The following is a 16,839-nucleotide window of genomic DNA, read 5'->3' as shown; positions in this document are numbered from 1 at the left end:
GATATGGAAATCAATGAAGAAAATGGTATTGACATAGGATTGGAACTTCAAGAAATCAAACATGATTGTAGAATCATAATAACAACAAGTTATTCAAAATATGCAATTGATGGTTATAAAATACATGCAGATAGATATTTTATAAAGCCTATAAATCAATTGGAATTTAATTTAGAAATGGAAGCAGTAATAAAAAAATATATAAAAAAAACTATCGGCTTCTATGATTCGAAAATAAGCAACCATAAAATTTTTATTAAAGACATACTTTATATAGAATTTGTTGATAGAAAATCAACAATACACAAATTGGATGGTAACACAATTATTACAAATTGTAGTTTAAAATACTGGTATGATAAACTTAATGAATTTGGTTTTGCATACCCATATAAAGCGTTTTTAGTAAATTTTGAGTATATTAGTGCATTTAAAAAAAATGAAATTATTTTAATTAATAACGAGAGTATTCCGCTTTCTAGACACTATAAAAAAGAATTTGATCAAAAATACAATGATTTTCTACACGAAATGCTATGATTATTGTTTCTAATATAGTCTCTTTTTTATTACTAACTTATATTGCAAATTCTTTTTTAATTAAAAAATATTCAAAAGAGAAATCATTTATATATTTTTTTCTCGCTATAATTACTATTAGTGTTTTTAATTATAATGGTGGATCACCTATTAAAGCCATATTTGTATTAGTTATTTATTTTTTATATATAGTTCTTTTATTTAAGGGAGATATTATAAAAAAATTACTTGTAATTATCCCTTTTTTCTTAATACAAATAATTACAGAATTATTAGTAGGTTTTATTTTAGGACATATTCCCATTATAGAATTAACAAGAAATGTACTTTCGTTTGGATATATATTTGGAATTGCTATTTCAATTATAATATCTATTTTATTTACTTTTGTTTATGTTTATATATTAAACAATATTAAATTTCATTATTTTCCAAAATACGCTTGGCTCATTTTTATATTACCAATTATTACAATTGTTTTACTAATTGATGTAGATGATTATTTTAAGCTTTTTAATAGCCATATTAATATTTTTGTTAATATAATAGGTCTTGCTCTTTCAAATTTAATTTTATTTATTATATTTTTATTAGTAATCAACTCTTCAAATATAAAACTCGAATTAAAAATAGAGAAACAAAAAAAGGAATTCGTCAAATCGAAGGCAAAACTGCTTTCTCAACATTATGATTATAATTTTCAATTTTTACATGACTTACTACATACTTGTAATGAACTAGATATGCTTCTAAATAATTCAAAAACGAAGGAAGCAATGAATTTATTAAACCAATTAACTGAGACAACGTATAAAGAATTTAATGCAATTTATAGTAATTCTTTTATTCTCAACTATGTTATTAATAACAACCTAAATCAAATTATAGAAAATAAAATCGATATTAAGACTGTAATAGAGTATAATCTATTTGATATTTTCGATTTTGATACACAATTAAGCTTATTTGAATACCTTATTAATCTATCTATTACTTCTTGTATACAAGTTACTAATTCTGATAGAATCATAATAATAAAATCAGTAAAAACAGCAAATAAAATTATTTTAAAAATATTGTATTCTTGTTTGTCAATCAATGAATCCAATATTAAAAAAAATATTAACGAAATTTTGCTAAATAAATATAGCTCTTTAAGTATTAAAGAGCTTAATAACTCATATGCAAGCATTCTGATATCTTTTGATATTTCTGGTTCATTTTAGAATCAACAAAAACAGTAAAGAAACAAATAATCTTATTAAAATCAAACTCTAAAGTTAGGATCTTCAAAATACTTAAATATTCCAAAACAAAAGGATTCATGGGCCAAATCCCTATAAATCCTTTTATTTATCTATATTATCAAGCTGCTTTTTTAAAAATTGATATTTCTCTACAAATTGGTCATCACATCCAATATAATCATAAGAATATGTTTGTTTTAAAGTCAATGAATTATTATCATAATTATTTATACTTTCATTTCTATCATCTACATCAAATGCACCAAAATGAACACTTGAAAACATATAAGTATTTTTTACATTTACTTTTTTTGATTTTTTTAAAAATACGATATATTCTCTTAAAGGAATCAGTGGTTTCGAGCCCTCAATGTACCCAACAGATGTTTGGTCAATTACATATGTCATATCATAAATATTTATTTTTTGTTTAACTTTTCCCTTGTATGTTCTTAAAACCTCGCATTCATTAATTATTCCATTACCTGCTATACTCTTTTTTGAAGTATTTTTTACTTTTAAAATATAATCTGATTGATCAACAAGTTGCGCCATGGATGTTACTTCTTGATCATTAATCATTTTTTTCGCTGTATCAGGATATAGTTTTAAAAAATCTTGATTGCTCATCGTTGTATACTTAAAATTATTTTTAATATCTAAATATTCTATTCCGTGAAATTTATTCTTCCCATAAAAACCTAATCCAGCAAATAACACTAAACAACAAAGACAAAATATTCTCAAATATTTAATCATTGCTTATCTCCGTTAAAAAATCTTTAACTCTTCCATTTTCTATAAAATAAATTTTATCACATAATAATTTCAAATCATCTAAATCATGACTTGCTAATAATATAATTTTGTCTTTGTTCTTTTCTTCTTTTATAATTTCATGAACATCCTTTAACCCGCTTCTATCTATTCCATTAGTTGGTTCATCAAGTATAATTATTTTTTGATTTTCCATAATTGCTTGAGCAATCCTAAGTCGTTGCTTCATTCCCAAAGAATATTCTTTATACTTTTTATCACCAGCATAATCCAATCCTACACTTTTTAAAATATCGTAAATATGTTGATCATTCTTTTCATTATTTAATCTATATAACATTTCTAAATTTTCAAAACCCGTCAAATGTGGATAAAATCCTGGATTCTCAATTAGTATACCAATTTGGCTCAAATCAAATTCTTCTTTAAGAATTGATTTTCCATCAACTTTTACATCTCCTTTTGTAGGATAAATAAGCGTTGTCAATGCACGAAATAGCATTGTTTTCCCTGAACCGTTTCTTCCATAGAATCCATAAACATTACCACTTCTAAATGTAAGATTAATATTATCCAATATTATTCTTTTATTAATCGTTTTTGAATAATTTTCAATCTCTAATATCATATTTTATTCCTCCTAACAGATCCCTAGAAATATAAATTTTTTTTATAAAATGTAATACAAAGCATATACAAGGAAGTGTTAAAAAATTAAAAGAGTAATTATAGTATAAAGAAATAATAGGAAATAAACTACTTTTTAATATATTTAGCAAAACCAATAATAAAGTTAACTCTATAAGAAATGATATAGTATATTTTTGAATAACAAGTGAAACAAGAATAAGTAACCAAATATAAAACATAATTTCAATATAATATTTGCAAAACAATTCTAATATACCCACATCAAATTTAAACGGTATTCCTGTTAATATCATCAATCCAATTATTTGTACTACTATAAAAGACGTTGTGTAAATTGCATGCTCTTTAATAAAACACAAAAATATATTTTTTAAAAAATTATTCCTGTTTTTATATCTCAAATCAAAATAATTTAGTTCTACATATATTTTTTTTGATATAAAAAATACCTGAATCAAAATTGGAATAAGCCATAGTATATTTACAAATTGGTCACTACCAAAAAAGATAAGCGCTTGATACCACCAATTATCTATATATACTTCGGAAAGATATATACTTTTTAAATAAGTTACGGCTAGTAAAATTAATAGATATATCAAAAAATCTTTTTTATTCACAAATTTCATTTTGTTTTATTATATAATCCCTTTCCTTCATTTTTTTTGATGTTACAAAAAGTAAAACAATATCCAATGTACACATAAATGAAAAAATAAATGGATAAAAGTGATAAACATATGGTAGAACAAGAATTGCATCAAAATCAAAAATATAATGTTCCATATAAAAATAGCTAAAGTGTCCTAATAAAACATCCAAACAAGCAAATACTAATAAAAAAATACTAGTAGAAGTAATTCTGTTATTAATCCATACATTAAGTAATCTAATAATAGCCAGCATAACTGAAAAAATTAAAGTTATATTCAAAATTACTAGCATAATCAAAACAATATTGTTAATAAATTCCTTTGTATTTAATATGAATATGGGCAGATGAAAAATTAATAGTAAAATTACTGACATAATTACTTCTTGTTTCATACTTTTTATTATAAAATTTGACACCGATTTATATCTAAATATAAAAGTGTAATGATTTATTTCTTCAAATAAAAGATAATCTATAAAAAGAATAATAATAAAAATGCAGTATCTTATAGGAACTTGTCCCATTTTTGCAGTATATAACTTTAAAAAATTATGATCTATATTATATCCAACAGCTATACCCAAAAGAATCATAATAACTATCCCAATATAGAACAATGAATTACAAAAAAATCTTTTCATAATATATCACCTTTCTTTGTAATTAACAAAACTGGTGTAATAGCTATTAAAGAAAGTACAATATATAAAATAATACTTTGATAAACCGAGAACGATGAATTTGGCTGTAACTGCTTTATGATTGAAAACTGGCTGATACCAATAAAAGAAAAAACAACCTCGAGTATAATCATAATAAGAGTAACTTGAAAATAAATAATTAATTTTTGCCTTGTAAAAAATGAAAAAGAATAAGAAATTGTTGCAAGTAATCCTATAATTACTGACTCATGCAAACTAATTAAAATAATAAATAGTATAGGATTATAATATCTGATAGAATCTAGAAAAAACTCAGATGCTATTACTTGATCATATGGTAATTCTTGAAAATTTGTTATAAGATTTCCACTACCAAAAATGAAACGTAGTGTTAAATAATTTAATATGAAACCTACAAAACAAATTATAAAAGTTGTAATAAAAGATAGAAATAATCTAGAAAAAATATTTTTTTTAATATTCAAACGTGTATATAAATAATTATTGTACCCTAAATGTTTATCATTCCAACTCGTATCTGATAAAACAAGAGAAGTTAGAATCGGTAACGCTATTATTACCAATGACATTATAGTTACCTCATTATTATATAAAATAAACTGATATTCACCTGTTTTCAAAATCATATTTGGTGAATAGTGATTAATTACCAAAATTACATGAATCGCATTGATTAACAAAACACCAATAATACAATAATATAGCTCTTTCTTTCTTAATAGAATTTTAATATTATATTTAAACTCTTTCATAGCTTCTCTACTTTTTAATAATTAGTTTTTAAAATAATCATCGAAAATTCAATATTATGTTTTCTATTAAAAAAATATACTATTTAAATTATTATATTTTGTACTATACTTTGCATTTATTATTTTTTTGTCATAGAAATTAATCAATTTTACTTGTTTCCTGTATTGTATTATTTTTTTATTCATAATATCTACCTTCTTTCGTATTAAATTATAAAGTCTAGACTTCTTACAAGTCCATTATATGAAAGCGCTATATAGAATGTAAATACATTTTGTTTAAGATGCTCAATTTATGATTAACAGGTAATTTTTTCCACTTTCATGCTCAAAATAATCTTTTTTTCCTTACAATTATGTATGTCATTCGTATAACCTACTTCTTAACTATCCTATCTATAAAATTACTCATTTTTAAGTATAATAATTTTATAGATATCTATATAAAAAAAGAAATGAGGTATAAATATGAAAAATATTATTAATTGTTTTCTTAAAGATGATAAATAAAATGATATTCTTTCCTAGATAGCATTAATATTTATCATCTTTTAATCTATAATTTCTTAATTAAACTCATATTTATTTTGCTTTACAAATTATGATAAACATTTTCAATAAATATTTTTATTTTATGAAAAATCCTTAGAAAACAAATTACAGGGATGTCTTAACTGCACCACCCTTATGCACTTATATAATTACAATTATTCCAAGATAAAGATCAATTAAAAAAATACATGTTAGATGTATTTCCATGGTTTTCTCTTTTTCTTGGAATTTTTATTATGAGTTCTTCTTCTACAAGTATCTTTATTTGTTTTCTTACTGTTCTTTCTGAAAGTCCTGTATCATTGACAATTGTTTTAACTGATGGAAAACAAGACCATGTTTTCCTGTTTGCGTATCGTAGTAATGCTCTATATACCATTCTTCCTGACGGTGTTACATTTGCACTTGATACTTTTGTATAAAAATACATATAATCCTTATTCAACTTTAACACCTGCCTCATTTATTATTTTTTTAAGATCAAATTTTATATTGTCATCTTTTTTAAATTTATATTTTAAAATTGATGTGATCTTATTTATATCTGCATATTTAACTTCTCTCTGTACTCTTTGATTGACTTGATATTCCTTGTCCAACTTTATCTTCCACTTAATGAATAATCTTAATACTGTTTTCATTGGATGCATTCCTGTCTTCATCAAAATAAAATGGCCTTTGGGCATGCTCTTTAATTCATCTGTTGTCATAAGAGGTCTTTCTATCATTTGTAAAGACTGTGATGGATCATTTTTCCCTTTACTGACCGATCCACTCATAACAGTCTTTGACCCGAGATTTTCACTCATTACTTTCGCTGTTTCTGAATTAGGTGCAAAACCGCCAAATAGTGTATCCTGACAGTTATCCACAATAATACTTGCTCCTTCTTTTCCATAATTCTTTTCTAACCTTTTTAAAGTTTCCTAACATATACTTCCTATCTTCTATTAAAAAATACATCTGCAAGATCATACCCTAAATACAATGCCTCTTTAAAAATAACTATTTCATTTTCAATTTCTATTTCTGATGAACATCCTATCCATTCCTCATTTATTTTGTTTGCTTCTTCCTCACCATATACTTGTATTAATGCCTTCATAATTTTTTTATGAATTTCATCTCTGGTTTTATTTAACTCACATTTTTTTGAAGAATCCTTTCTAGTATTTTCATAGAATAAGTCATCTCCATAATAAAGTTGTTTTATAAATTCATCCTGTTTTGACATGTAGATCATTCCTTTCTAGACGACATACTATCACAACTGTTTTTATATAGCTATTATGAATCAGGAACCTTTTTGATATTTATTTATTTCTTCAAAACTTATCTTGCCATTGGTTGCTTTAACTTCGTTCATACATTTCACTCTTAATTTTTTAAGAGTGTCATTATCAACATCAGCTATTGCTGAAAGAACATTCATGACCATTGAAAGCTCTACTGTATTTTTATAAAGCAATTTTGAAATACGATCTTCACTTGATTTAACAGTTCCTTGAACTGCACTTGAAATAGCAACAGGCAAATACTGATTTTCCAACGTTGAGCGATTGTAACCATCATAAAATTTAATTGCTCTTTCAATAAACTCACTTCGACTTTTGCTGTCATCTGTTTTTGTCATTTCATCCAGTCTATCCATCACATCTTGATTTAACCAGATCGTTGTTCTTTTCTTATTCACATTTTATTTTCCTCCAACAAAAAAAGGATACATCTGCATCCGTTTTTCTCTATTATATATAATTTAAAATTTATCAATTTCATTATTCTAATCACAATTTTACATTCATTTTTTCATCAAATATTCTTGAATTTACAAGCAATAATAAATGACCCCATTTGTGTCGTAGGTAGTGCATAGGTACTGTATAGGTACCAATTCTCAATATCTGGTATATTGACTTTCAGTTTTGTATAAACTATAATGTAGTTGAAAAAAGGAACTGCCAGTAAGCGGCTATCCTTGGATTTTGTATTTTTGTTAAAATAACTAACTCATACTTTTCCAGAGGGTGAGGTAGTTATTTTTTTGCACTTTTATCAATTATGATAAGAAGTAATTTAATAACAAGCATCATTAAAGACACGACAAGTGTTAAACAAGTTAACACTACCATGACTGTTTCATATGTTGTCATTCGCATCACCTCCGTTTTTCAGATTTTCCCAAAACTTCTAGGAATGTGAATTTCGAAGGATTGCGTACCTTCGTCATGACGACCAAGGATAACCACCTACCGTATACGGCTGTTCCATTTATGATTATAACATATCACATATTTTCAAACTACATTTTTCGTCAAAATTCTGCTTACGCTGTTTTTGACGACCTGTTATCTCCTGTTGTTTATAGGAGAACATTTAATATGCAACGCCACTATTGACGCACTGTCTTCAATAATGACGTTGTTTTTCTTTTGTGAACTTCTTTGAAACAACGGGCATTGCCCGTTGTTGTAAGGTGAAGCGACGTCGCTTCTTTAACCTGCACACGCCACATCTTTTAAAAGTTACCCTTATTTTTCAATTCAAATTGGACATTCTATCCATCTATTTTTTAAAACCTTTAAAATAAGGGCACACGTTTTTAAACAAATAAAATTGGCATACTTATTCCATATTTCTATAAAAAGCGCACACGATCAAAATTTACCGCCAAACACTCCTTGATACATTGATTTACGGATGTTCCTCAATGATCGTTCTAGGTTTTTTACTAACGACAGGTTCATCTCCTTCTAATTCTTCAATGAATTCTCTAACCTCTGGTTTGACGTGCTTTTTATAGATTTGATTCAAGCTTTCCATAATTTCTACTTCAAGTGTTGTATTTTTCTTTGCAAGGTTTGAGTTGATTGCTCGAACTCTTGCTTCAGGATATTTTATTTTTATCTCTTTTTGTTTAGCCATTTTTAAAACCCCCTTATCGTTATTTCAATTTTTTCAAACACTTCTTGCTGCTCGATTTCTTCTAATTCATGAAATCTTTCTTTATATTCATTGACCTGTTCATCGGTTAAAGAAACTAGATCTTCTGATCCATCATCTCCTGCAATAAAAAAAGTGCCAGCAATAACATCTCTGCCAACACGTCTGTTTGCCTGTAAATTCATGAGTTTTCCTTCCTCGTTACAGACAAGAACAGTATTATTATCCAAGTCGATTTCTTCAATCAGACCACCAACAACTTTTTGCATATCATCCAATGTATTTTCTATATATTCAACCTTTGGTTCTTTCATCGGCTCAACAACGAGTACACGTATTTTTTCATCGGCTTCTCGTATTTTCTCTTGATTTTGAACACTTTCAATAACATAGAAGCTATCTTCACCTACAATAAGACCTAAACTTTGTCCATTATCCCACTTCATATGGATTGTTCCAATATCATCAACTGTTTCTACAGTTCCCAATGTTCCAGAAGGAACAGGATGATGAGGATCGTCCATAGAATTGAGCATGATCCTTGTTCCCTTTGGATATTTCTGTTTGATTTCCTTAATTTTATCTTGATTCACTTTCCTCACCTCCTTACATTTGCAAACTAAAATTTATTTTATTTTCCTGTTCGGTATTCAACAGATCAACTTGAAAATTTTCTTTAATAAACTCATTGACTTTGCCTGTTGGATGTCCTATATCTCCATCATCGAAATCACTTTGAAGTTGCATCGCAACAGAATTGATAAGTTCCATAAGATAATCTCTGGAATATTCTGTATTAGGAAACACCTTGTTGATATAAATGCCATTTGTATCAAACAGTACCAAGCCATTGTGCTTTATAGAGATTTCAAGATTACCAAACATCCCTGCATTCTGTACAAAGTTTCCAATTTCTTCATACTGAAGATCTATACATTTTTCATGATCTGTTTTTAAACAGCCAACATATTCTGTATGCAAGTAGTTCTTTATAAATTCATTTTGTTCATTCATCGCTATCTTCCTTCCATCATATTCAGTCTGTAATAACCACTCCAGTAAGACACAGTATTCATAGCAACATTACTGTCGTTACTGTTTTCATGTATCCACACAGCTTCACCTTTTGCATTCTTTCCTGCATAGATTCCCACATGAGTTGTCTTTCCTGATTTGTTAATTAAAAAGGCAAGATCCCCCGCTTTGAGATCTTGCTTTGCTATTTTCTTGCACATTTTTATCTGTCCTGATGTATTTGTATTGCCAAGATTATTGTTCATAACAGTCCAATAGACCCAGTCTACAAAATGTGAACAATCCAGTCCTTTTTTATTTCTTCCTTTGCTGTCTGGGGCAACAGTTACTCCAAAATCATTACCATCATATCCTGCACACTTGGCAGAACCACCCCAGTAATAAGGTATCTTTCCAACAGCATCCGCAGCCTGCATCACTATTTTCTTTCTGATTTCACTTGTATCTTCAGGCATATTTTTAATCAGTTCATCCATCTGCTCTTTGGAAAGTGTTGTGACTGTTTTTCCGTCATTTCCAATCAATGCACCATAACAGGTTTCCATTGACTTTTTTGTATCTTTCAGCAGTTTTTCATTCAGGTTCTTTTCTAGACTGGCATAGATGACGGCGTTTACAGAAGTAGGGACTTTGACTTCTTCACCCTCTGTAAAACTGTTGACCCATGCCTCTGCCATTTCATCTGAAAATACTTTATGCTGTGAAGAAACCATATAACCAATAAAATACCCTTTGACCTGATAAATATTAAGCGATGATCCATTTGTAAAAGTCTGATTAATTTTGTCAATATGACTGTCAATCAACACAAGTCCATCCTGTATTTCCTGAACATATTGCTTCATTTCACCTGTAAGTTCACTAATTGGATTGCCTTCAAACAGATCCGTTACAAGATTGTGATTGAATGAAATACCATCTGAAAAAATAGCACCAATTAAAACAGTAATAGCAACAAAAGGTGAAATAATAACAACAGCTACATTTCTAACAAACTTCCTGCCATCATCACTGCTAAAAAAAGACAGAGCTAACTTTATAAGTTTTGTTTTCATTACTGTCTGACATCTCTATAACCATAAGGATACATTGCTGCTTCTGTTTGATTTAAAACAGTTTCTTTCATTTTTTCAACAGCCTCATCTAAATACTTTTCATCAAGGGAACAGTCCTTATATCCTTGCTTGATTATTTCATAGTATTCCTTACCTGGTACTCCATATTCATAACCATCATTCATCACATAAACCATCGCCTCAGTTGTAATTGTTCCATTAGAAATTCTCAAATTTTTCTTTTCGTAGAGGTGTGGATAACCTTCATAGCGATCAAGGAAATGCTCATCGTTTTCTGAAATTTCCCAAATACCTACAGGTACTTCCATTCCCTTTTTTGGTTCTACAGTCGCAACTGCATTACTTTTATTTCCTCTAAACACCATTTCATAATTTGACAACATACCTGTTCCAACCAGTTTAGCCTCTGGACATCTGTGTGCCATCTGCTCCCTGTTTAAATTACTGCCATAAGCCACATAATATTTCATTCTTTTCTGTTCCTCCTTTACATCTGTTGCATGTGCATTCCAAGTTCTTCTTGAACATCTTCCAATGATTCATTATTTGTTTCCTGTGCACTTTGCAATCTTTCTCTTTGCATAACTGCCTGTTGTGGATCTTTCCATGCAATACATCCATCTAGATTTTTTAAAAGATGATGTCGTGCTGTTTTAAATTCATCGCCAATAAGTCCAAGTCGTAAAAGCCAAGTCCTGAACGTATATTTCTCATTAGACGAATGTGTCTTAACTCTGCTTGCCTTATTTTGAACCAATGCCTGATGAGATATTGCCAAACAAAACTGGATATAGGTCTTGATTTCACCTGCATGAAGTGTTCCATTAAACATCCGAAATTCTATTGTTCCCTTTGAAAAAACACTATGAAAATTTAAGGCATGATACCTCGAATCATCATAGTGTTCGTATTTTCTGCTGGTATTTCCGTCATACCAGAGATTTTCAACTTCCTCAATATCCTTTGGCTTTTTTCGATTGAGCATTTCTAAAAAATCATCATCTATTTTCTTACAGAATCGTACTTCTCTTTGCGGTCTTACCTTTAAAGCTTTAAAGATAAGATCCTCTTTTGAATACATAATATTTGCAATATTTCTTAATGATCTGGCAGTGTGTTTTGAAGCATCCACATGAATGTGAATTCCACAGCTTTCATTGACTTTAGCATGACCATTTCTTCTTAATTCACGAACAATGCTCTGTATCGTTTCTATATCATCATAATGACATATAGGAGAAACGACCTCTACTTTATAATCAGGATCATAGTTAAATCGATTTCCACATTGCGGTGTAATACTTGCATCTCGTACAATTTTCCATTTTCTTCCGTCCTGATCACAGACAGAATAGGTATCATATATACCACGTTCATGCCTAAAACCTGTATCAAAATGTTTAGCAATAATCAAAGCAGCGCTTCTTCTTGTTAAACCTGTCATTTCTATTTCTATTCCAAAACGCTGGCTTTTCATGGATATTCATCATCCTATCTTCCGCCTTTATCACCAAACAGTTTTGATTTATAATCTGGTGCATGAACAATAAGGTTGTATCTTTCACTTCCACATTTATAAAGACAGGCACCTCTTTGCGGATATTTAATAAGTTCATATTCACTTTCTTCAAGCTGTAACGTATCAATATAAAATCTTGCATCCGTATTTCCTGCATTGAACAGGAACGTATGTGTTGGTATTGAAAACAATGGTTTTGTTAGTTCTCTGATTCCTTCAATATTGAAATCTTCCAGATTTTGAGAAGCTAAAATAACAGAACTTTCCTTTTTTCGAACACGCTTCATAAAATTTCTAATGTATTCTACTGCTGTTGTATTTGTTAAAAAAAGATAAAGTTCATCGATTGAAGCTACTGTATACCCTCTTTTCAACAGCTCATTGGACATATAGGAAAGGATATTAAAAAGCATCGCATCTTTTAAAGACTTATTTGCCTGTAAAAGATCCTTAACACCAAAAGTCACAACCTTTTGTGAATGAATATTGGTATGCCCATTAAAGAAACGACTGTCACTTCCCACACATATTGAATTTAATAAAAGCAATATTTCACGCAGTGATTCTCTTGTATAAATGTTATTTCTGTTTGTGTTGTAATGTTTGTATTCTTCATCAATGTAATCATAGAGATCACTCAATATAGGGTAGTCGTCATGTTCTAGAACACTAAGATCCGTCTTTTCATTAATGTTGAATCTTTGATAGACCTTTACCAACATAATTTCTAACGTATCGATTTGCTCTTCTGTAAACGCCTTATATGTCTTGAAAAAATCCTTTAAAAAGGAAATATGCTGTGCAAGAACCGTTGATTGTTTAAATGCAACAGGAACATCATCTTCGCCTGAATCTTCTATATCTTCTGACCATTGTTTTGGTTCAAGAACATTAATGATATATCGTCCTGCCATCATATCAATAAAAATACCGCCAAGATTATAGGTTACTTCTTCATATTCATGTTCAGGATCTAGCGTTATTAAAGACATTCCCTGTTCTCTTAAATTCAACAGTAAAAGTTTTAAAAGATATGATTTTCCCTGTCCTGAATTTCCAAGAATAAGAGCATTGGCATTTGTTCTGTCATCACTTCTTTCATTGAAATCAACAATAATATTGCTTCCGAATTTATCGTGACCTATATAAATTCCATGCGGATCTGTCTTACCTGAATAGTTAAATGGGAAAAGATTTGCAACACTTGATGCTGGAAGAACACGTTCAAACTGCTCCTTGAATCCATCATATCCCGATGGAGTAACCGCTAGAAATCCTTCTTTCTGTCTTAAAAGAAGACGATCAACATTCAACTTGCTTCGCACAAGTTCTGTCATCATTTCAGTCTGAATAAGTTTAAGTTCATCATAGCTGTCAGCAATCAACTCAAAATAAACAGCACAGTGAACAAGTGGTTCTCTGTTTCGATGCATATTGGCAATCAGTTCAATAACATCATTAAGATTGCTTTGAGCAGTTACTGTTTCTTTTAGATCTTGCGTATTGCTTTGTCTGAGCCTGTTTTTATTAGCTGCATTCCCAATGATCTTCTTTTCTTCTGCAGAAGTGACCTGTCTGGCATAAATATGCAAGGTGACTCCGTCTTTTTCACCCATATAACGTAAAAGTGCCTGTTCATCTGTAGAGGTTGGATACTCTCGTAATGCCCAGACACTTCTGTAGCTGTTGCCACAAATAAAATATTCTGTATAGAAACGTATTGTTGAAGGTGCAATCATATCAAGATAATCCTGTACTTTGATTTCTTCTTCATCTTCAACCTCAGCCTTTTTGAATTTACCAAATAATTTATTGAACACCATCATACCACCTCTTTCCATCATAATCTTCAAACTGACTTGTCGTAACATTCTGTTCAAAATAGACAGCCAACATTCTTTTAATCATTTCCTTATCTGCTCGTGTTACAGAGATATTTTGCATACGAATGAGTTTTTCAATACGATGGATCAAAGAATGTACTTCTAACTGATCATCAGGTTTTATACGAACAGCGATCAGGAAAAGTCGTGCTGTTGCTGTCTGTGTTTGAATCTTATCCAAATGATACAGATCTTCATTAAGAAGCTTGATAACAACTTCTTCTGTTTCTTCCTGAATTCTTTTTTTCAGAAAATATTTGTTTTCTTCAAAATTATCTCGACTGTTCAGACAGATAATTTCAATATCATTTAGTCCTTTTACAACATTTGTAAGTGCAAATATTTTTGCACCTATGTTTTCTTTTGACATAACAGAAAGATTTTGTGGCTGAACAACAAAAAAGACGACTTCCTCTCCATTAAACAGTTTTAAACTGTAATCGGTAATCGTCTTAGTATTGATTAGCATCCTTGTACTGGATACTTTTTTATTTTTCTTTGTTTTCTTTTTCACGGTATCTTTCTTCTCTGTTTTCTTCTTTCTTTTCATCATAGCCTCCATTTCTTTTTCCTGTTTTCTGTATTCAAGGGTGTTTTTATTTCACCTGTAAAATGCCATTTATATAGCTGTTGTGAAAATATAAAGAAGGCAAAGGCATATGATAAAAAATCAAAGATACTGGTATCAGCCATACGGATAGTTAAAAAAGCATAGCACCCTACTAATGCCATTGGCATATAAAAATTGGCATGAGAAATGGCAATCACTCCAATGATTGCCCCCACACCTACGATTCCAATATCTCTTAAATACCATAGCCATAATGTTGCCTTCCCTTTTAAATTATCGGGATACATATACATTTTAGCTCAACCTCATTTCATCATTCATTTTTCTATCGACCTGTATATAGGTCATCCATTTCTTTTCATAATAATGCTGTTCAAGATAGCGATACAATAACAGATTCACCCACTCATCATATTCTGGAACTTCTTCATAAAGAATGATTGGCTTTGAACATTGCTGTACGATTTGAACTTTTTCATCACAAATCGCATCAAAAACACAGTCCTGCCAGACACCCTTTTCTTCTGTTTCTTTTACAAGTTCATCATCAACTAAAATCATTCCACTTAGCAAATTTGTATTTAAATTATCAACATCATATGTAAAACAATGCTTTTTCCCAACGATACCTTCATACTTGCATGTTGCAACAAACCATTTATATTTTTTCAGTTCTTCGATAGTCATGCTGTACCTCCTACAACAGAAATACCAAATAAGCATGAAAAATGCAAGATGATTATTAGCTTCTGTTCATAATTGTTTTTGTAATATTCATAGCTGACTGAGCCGCATAAACAGTAGACATGATATTTGCTTTCATGCTTGTATCAAGCCCAAACTGTCCTGCAATTCGTGGAATTTCACTTGCTGCCAGTATCAATCCTATTCCTAAAAGACAGTTTTCTTTCATAACACCCAGACCTGCAATTAAAATAACTGCCTGTAAAAATGCGGTAAGACATATACCGATGATCTGCTTGCACCATTGAATAAAGCCATCTGTATAGCCACGCACAATTGAAAACATATAAAGCGATCCTACTGCAATCATTACTAAAAGGATACCTCCTCTTTTTAGATTTGCGAAGAACACTTTGATAATGGAATAGCCCATCATAATCAGCAAAAAGATAAGCAATACCGTTCCAAGCGACAGCTTTTGCATATACGACAGTGACTTAATTGCTGAATCACCTACGGACTGACTTCCTACAAGTTTAGCAAGTCCATTGGACATGGTTACCTGCAAAGAAATACAGAACTTATATAATTCTACAGGCAATACAGTAAACAAAGACACAGCCATAAACCCTTTCATAGCATTAAGACAGGCATCTTTGATACTGCCACGACCACTTTGATATTCAACGGCAATTTCAAATACTGTAACGACCATTCCTGAAACAAACAGCGCCCATCCAAAAAGTCTAAACAGTTCAATAATGGCTCTTACAAAGTCATAGTCAAACAGATCTGCTCCCATTGATCCCATCATGCCAAAGAATTCACCTAAAAATTCAAGTAGCTTACTGTAGATCCAGTCAACGATCTGACCCATGACCTTATCTGCGACAAAATCCCATAAAAACATAATCTATTCCTCTATAGGACTTTCCAGATATAGTTTGGTGCAATCAAGGAAAATGTTAAACACGCAAACAGTATTGCTGGTGTTGTCCAATCAAACTGTCCTTGTTTTCTGTAATCAAAATATGCCATTGCAAGTTTAGCAAAGAAAAAGACAGCAAGTATGATATCAATAACAGGAAACACAACATTGTTGACAATATTTTTAATCTGCGACTCCATTTGTTTCCAAGCCTGTTGGATAACACTTGAAACATCTCCTGCCGCATAAGACTGTTTCATTGTTAATACAAGCATTATTAAGATGATCATCAAACAGATAATGACCTTTACTTTTTTATTCTTTAAAATTTGTACCATTGTTTCCT

The 16,839-nt window shown here is 29.8% G+C and carries 22 protein-coding genes and 1 pseudogene; 2 read left to right on the top strand and 21 right to left on the bottom strand.

Annotated features, from left to right (window positions below; translation table 11 throughout):
• Positions 1-3: 3 nt before the first annotated feature.
• Both Fi14EGH31_RS02010 and Fi14EGH31_RS02005 read left to right on the top strand, forming a co-directional pair.
• A complete protein-coding gene (locus tag Fi14EGH31_RS02010; protein ID WP_200765085.1) occupies positions 4-540 on the top strand; it encodes a LytR/AlgR family response regulator transcription factor in 537 nt (178 codons plus the stop codon).
• Complete coding sequence (locus Fi14EGH31_RS02005) at positions 537-1,766, top strand: hypothetical protein (RefSeq protein WP_118473954.1); 1,230 nt, start codon at positions 537-539, stop codon at positions 1,764-1,766. Before Fi14EGH31_RS02010 ends, Fi14EGH31_RS02005 begins: the two co-directional genes overlap by 4 nt.
• A gap of 123 nt (positions 1,767-1,889) precedes the next feature.
• On the opposite strand, the gene Fi14EGH31_RS02000 is transcribed toward Fi14EGH31_RS02005, so the two are convergent.
• From Fi14EGH31_RS02000 to Fi14EGH31_RS01900, 21 genes and pseudogenes are all read right to left on the bottom strand, one after another.
• Positions 1,890-2,546 (bottom strand): hypothetical protein, encoded by a 657-nt coding sequence (locus Fi14EGH31_RS02000; protein ID WP_200765084.1) that lies wholly within the window; start codon positions 2,544-2,546, stop codon positions 1,890-1,892.
• A complete protein-coding gene (locus tag Fi14EGH31_RS01995; RefSeq protein ID WP_118473955.1) occupies positions 2,539-3,192 on the bottom strand; it encodes an ABC transporter ATP-binding protein in 654 nt (217 codons plus the stop codon). Before Fi14EGH31_RS01995 ends, Fi14EGH31_RS02000 begins: the two co-directional genes overlap by 8 nt.
• Positions 3,176-3,835 carry a hypothetical protein gene (locus tag Fi14EGH31_RS01990; protein ID WP_147342063.1) on the bottom strand — a complete coding sequence of 220 codons (660 nt, stop codon included), beginning with the start codon at positions 3,833-3,835 and terminating at the stop codon, positions 3,176-3,178. Before Fi14EGH31_RS01990 ends, Fi14EGH31_RS01995 begins: the two co-directional genes overlap by 17 nt.
• Positions 3,828-4,511: a hypothetical protein gene (locus tag Fi14EGH31_RS01985; RefSeq protein WP_118347925.1), complete on the bottom strand. Its 684-nt coding sequence runs from the start codon at positions 4,509-4,511 to the stop codon at positions 3,828-3,830. Before Fi14EGH31_RS01985 ends, Fi14EGH31_RS01990 begins: the two co-directional genes overlap by 8 nt.
• Positions 4,508-5,305: a hypothetical protein gene (locus Fi14EGH31_RS01980; protein ID WP_118473956.1), complete on the bottom strand. Its 798-nt coding sequence runs from the start codon at positions 5,303-5,305 to the stop codon at positions 4,508-4,510. The genes Fi14EGH31_RS01985 and Fi14EGH31_RS01980 overlap by 4 nt, the downstream gene beginning before the upstream one ends.
• 724 nt (positions 5,306-6,029) lie before the next feature.
• Complete coding sequence (locus Fi14EGH31_RS01975; protein WP_234697820.1) at positions 6,030-6,311, bottom strand: helix-turn-helix domain-containing protein; 282 nt, start codon at positions 6,309-6,311, stop codon at positions 6,030-6,032.
• Positions 6,295-6,765: pseudogene (locus Fi14EGH31_RS01970) on the bottom strand (TraM recognition domain-containing protein); the annotation flags it as partial. The gene Fi14EGH31_RS01975 and the pseudogene Fi14EGH31_RS01970, both read right to left, overlap by 17 nt.
• Before the next feature lie 32 nt (positions 6,766-6,797).
• Positions 6,798-7,091 (bottom strand): hypothetical protein, encoded by a 294-nt coding sequence (locus Fi14EGH31_RS01965; RefSeq protein WP_200765083.1) that lies wholly within the window; start codon positions 7,089-7,091, stop codon positions 6,798-6,800.
• A gap of 60 nt (positions 7,092-7,151) precedes the next feature.
• Entirely contained in the window at positions 7,152-7,550 is a 399-nt protein-coding gene (locus tag Fi14EGH31_RS01960; protein WP_234697818.1) for a ribbon-helix-helix domain-containing protein, read from the bottom strand.
• A 998-nt stretch (positions 7,551-8,548) separates the two neighbouring features.
• A complete protein-coding gene (locus Fi14EGH31_RS01955) occupies positions 8,549-8,779 on the bottom strand; it encodes a hypothetical protein (protein WP_117576125.1) in 231 nt (76 codons plus the stop codon).
• A 2-nt stretch (positions 8,780-8,781) separates the two neighbouring features.
• Complete coding sequence (locus Fi14EGH31_RS01950; protein WP_117844942.1) at positions 8,782-9,390, bottom strand: DUF3846 domain-containing protein; 609 nt, start codon at positions 9,388-9,390, stop codon at positions 8,782-8,784.
• 13 nt (positions 9,391-9,403) lie between these two features.
• Positions 9,404-9,811 carry a hypothetical protein gene (locus Fi14EGH31_RS01945; protein ID WP_200765082.1) on the bottom strand — a complete coding sequence of 136 codons (408 nt, stop codon included), beginning with the start codon at positions 9,809-9,811 and terminating at the stop codon, positions 9,404-9,406.
• Positions 9,812-9,813: 2 nt separating this feature from the next.
• Complete coding sequence (locus Fi14EGH31_RS01940; RefSeq protein ID WP_107029972.1) at positions 9,814-10,887, bottom strand: C40 family peptidase; 1,074 nt, start codon at positions 10,885-10,887, stop codon at positions 9,814-9,816.
• Positions 10,887-11,378 carry a gamma-glutamylcyclotransferase family protein gene (locus Fi14EGH31_RS01935; protein ID WP_022001026.1) on the bottom strand — a complete coding sequence of 164 codons (492 nt, stop codon included), beginning with the start codon at positions 11,376-11,378 and terminating at the stop codon, positions 10,887-10,889. Before Fi14EGH31_RS01935 ends, Fi14EGH31_RS01940 begins: the two co-directional genes overlap by 1 nt.
• A gap of 17 nt (positions 11,379-11,395) precedes the next feature.
• On the bottom strand, positions 11,396-12,385 hold the full coding sequence (locus Fi14EGH31_RS01930; protein WP_117792509.1) for an amidoligase family protein: 990 nt from the start codon (positions 12,383-12,385) through the stop codon (positions 11,396-11,398).
• A 14-nt stretch (positions 12,386-12,399) separates the two neighbouring features.
• Positions 12,400-14,247: a VirB4 family type IV secretion system protein gene (locus Fi14EGH31_RS01925; RefSeq protein WP_234697817.1), complete on the bottom strand. Its 1,848-nt coding sequence runs from the start codon at positions 14,245-14,247 to the stop codon at positions 12,400-12,402.
• Positions 14,237-14,860, bottom strand: a complete 624-nt coding sequence (locus Fi14EGH31_RS01920; protein ID WP_117815923.1) for a hypothetical protein — start codon at positions 14,858-14,860, stop codon at positions 14,237-14,239. Before Fi14EGH31_RS01920 ends, Fi14EGH31_RS01925 begins: the two co-directional genes overlap by 11 nt.
• Positions 14,860-15,174, bottom strand: a complete 315-nt coding sequence (locus tag Fi14EGH31_RS01915) for a hypothetical protein (protein WP_022001030.1) — start codon at positions 15,172-15,174, stop codon at positions 14,860-14,862. Before Fi14EGH31_RS01915 ends, Fi14EGH31_RS01920 begins: the two co-directional genes overlap by 1 nt.
• A gap of 1 nt (position 15,175) precedes the next feature.
• Positions 15,176-15,568 carry a hypothetical protein gene (locus Fi14EGH31_RS01910; RefSeq protein ID WP_022001031.1) on the bottom strand — a complete coding sequence of 131 codons (393 nt, stop codon included), beginning with the start codon at positions 15,566-15,568 and terminating at the stop codon, positions 15,176-15,178.
• Positions 15,569-15,623: 55 nt separating this feature from the next.
• The gene (locus tag Fi14EGH31_RS01905; protein WP_032089681.1) at positions 15,624-16,475 is read right to left on the bottom strand and encodes a conjugal transfer protein TrbL family protein; all 852 of its coding nucleotides are present in this window, start codon (positions 16,473-16,475) and stop codon (positions 15,624-15,626) included.
• Positions 16,476-16,486: 11 nt separating this feature from the next.
• Positions 16,487-16,831: a DUF3852 domain-containing protein gene (locus tag Fi14EGH31_RS01900; protein WP_022001033.1), complete on the bottom strand. Its 345-nt coding sequence runs from the start codon at positions 16,829-16,831 to the stop codon at positions 16,487-16,489.
• Positions 16,832-16,839: the final 8 nt, after the last annotated feature.

Origin of the sequence: Faecalibacillus intestinalis (assembly GCF_015097455.1) — a bacterium.
Taxonomy (GTDB): Bacteria; Bacillota_I; Bacilli_A; order Erysipelotrichales; family Coprobacillaceae; genus Faecalibacillus; species Faecalibacillus intestinalis.
The sequence above is the reverse complement of the archived record's forward strand: the minus strand, read 5'-3'. Positions and strand labels throughout refer to the sequence as shown.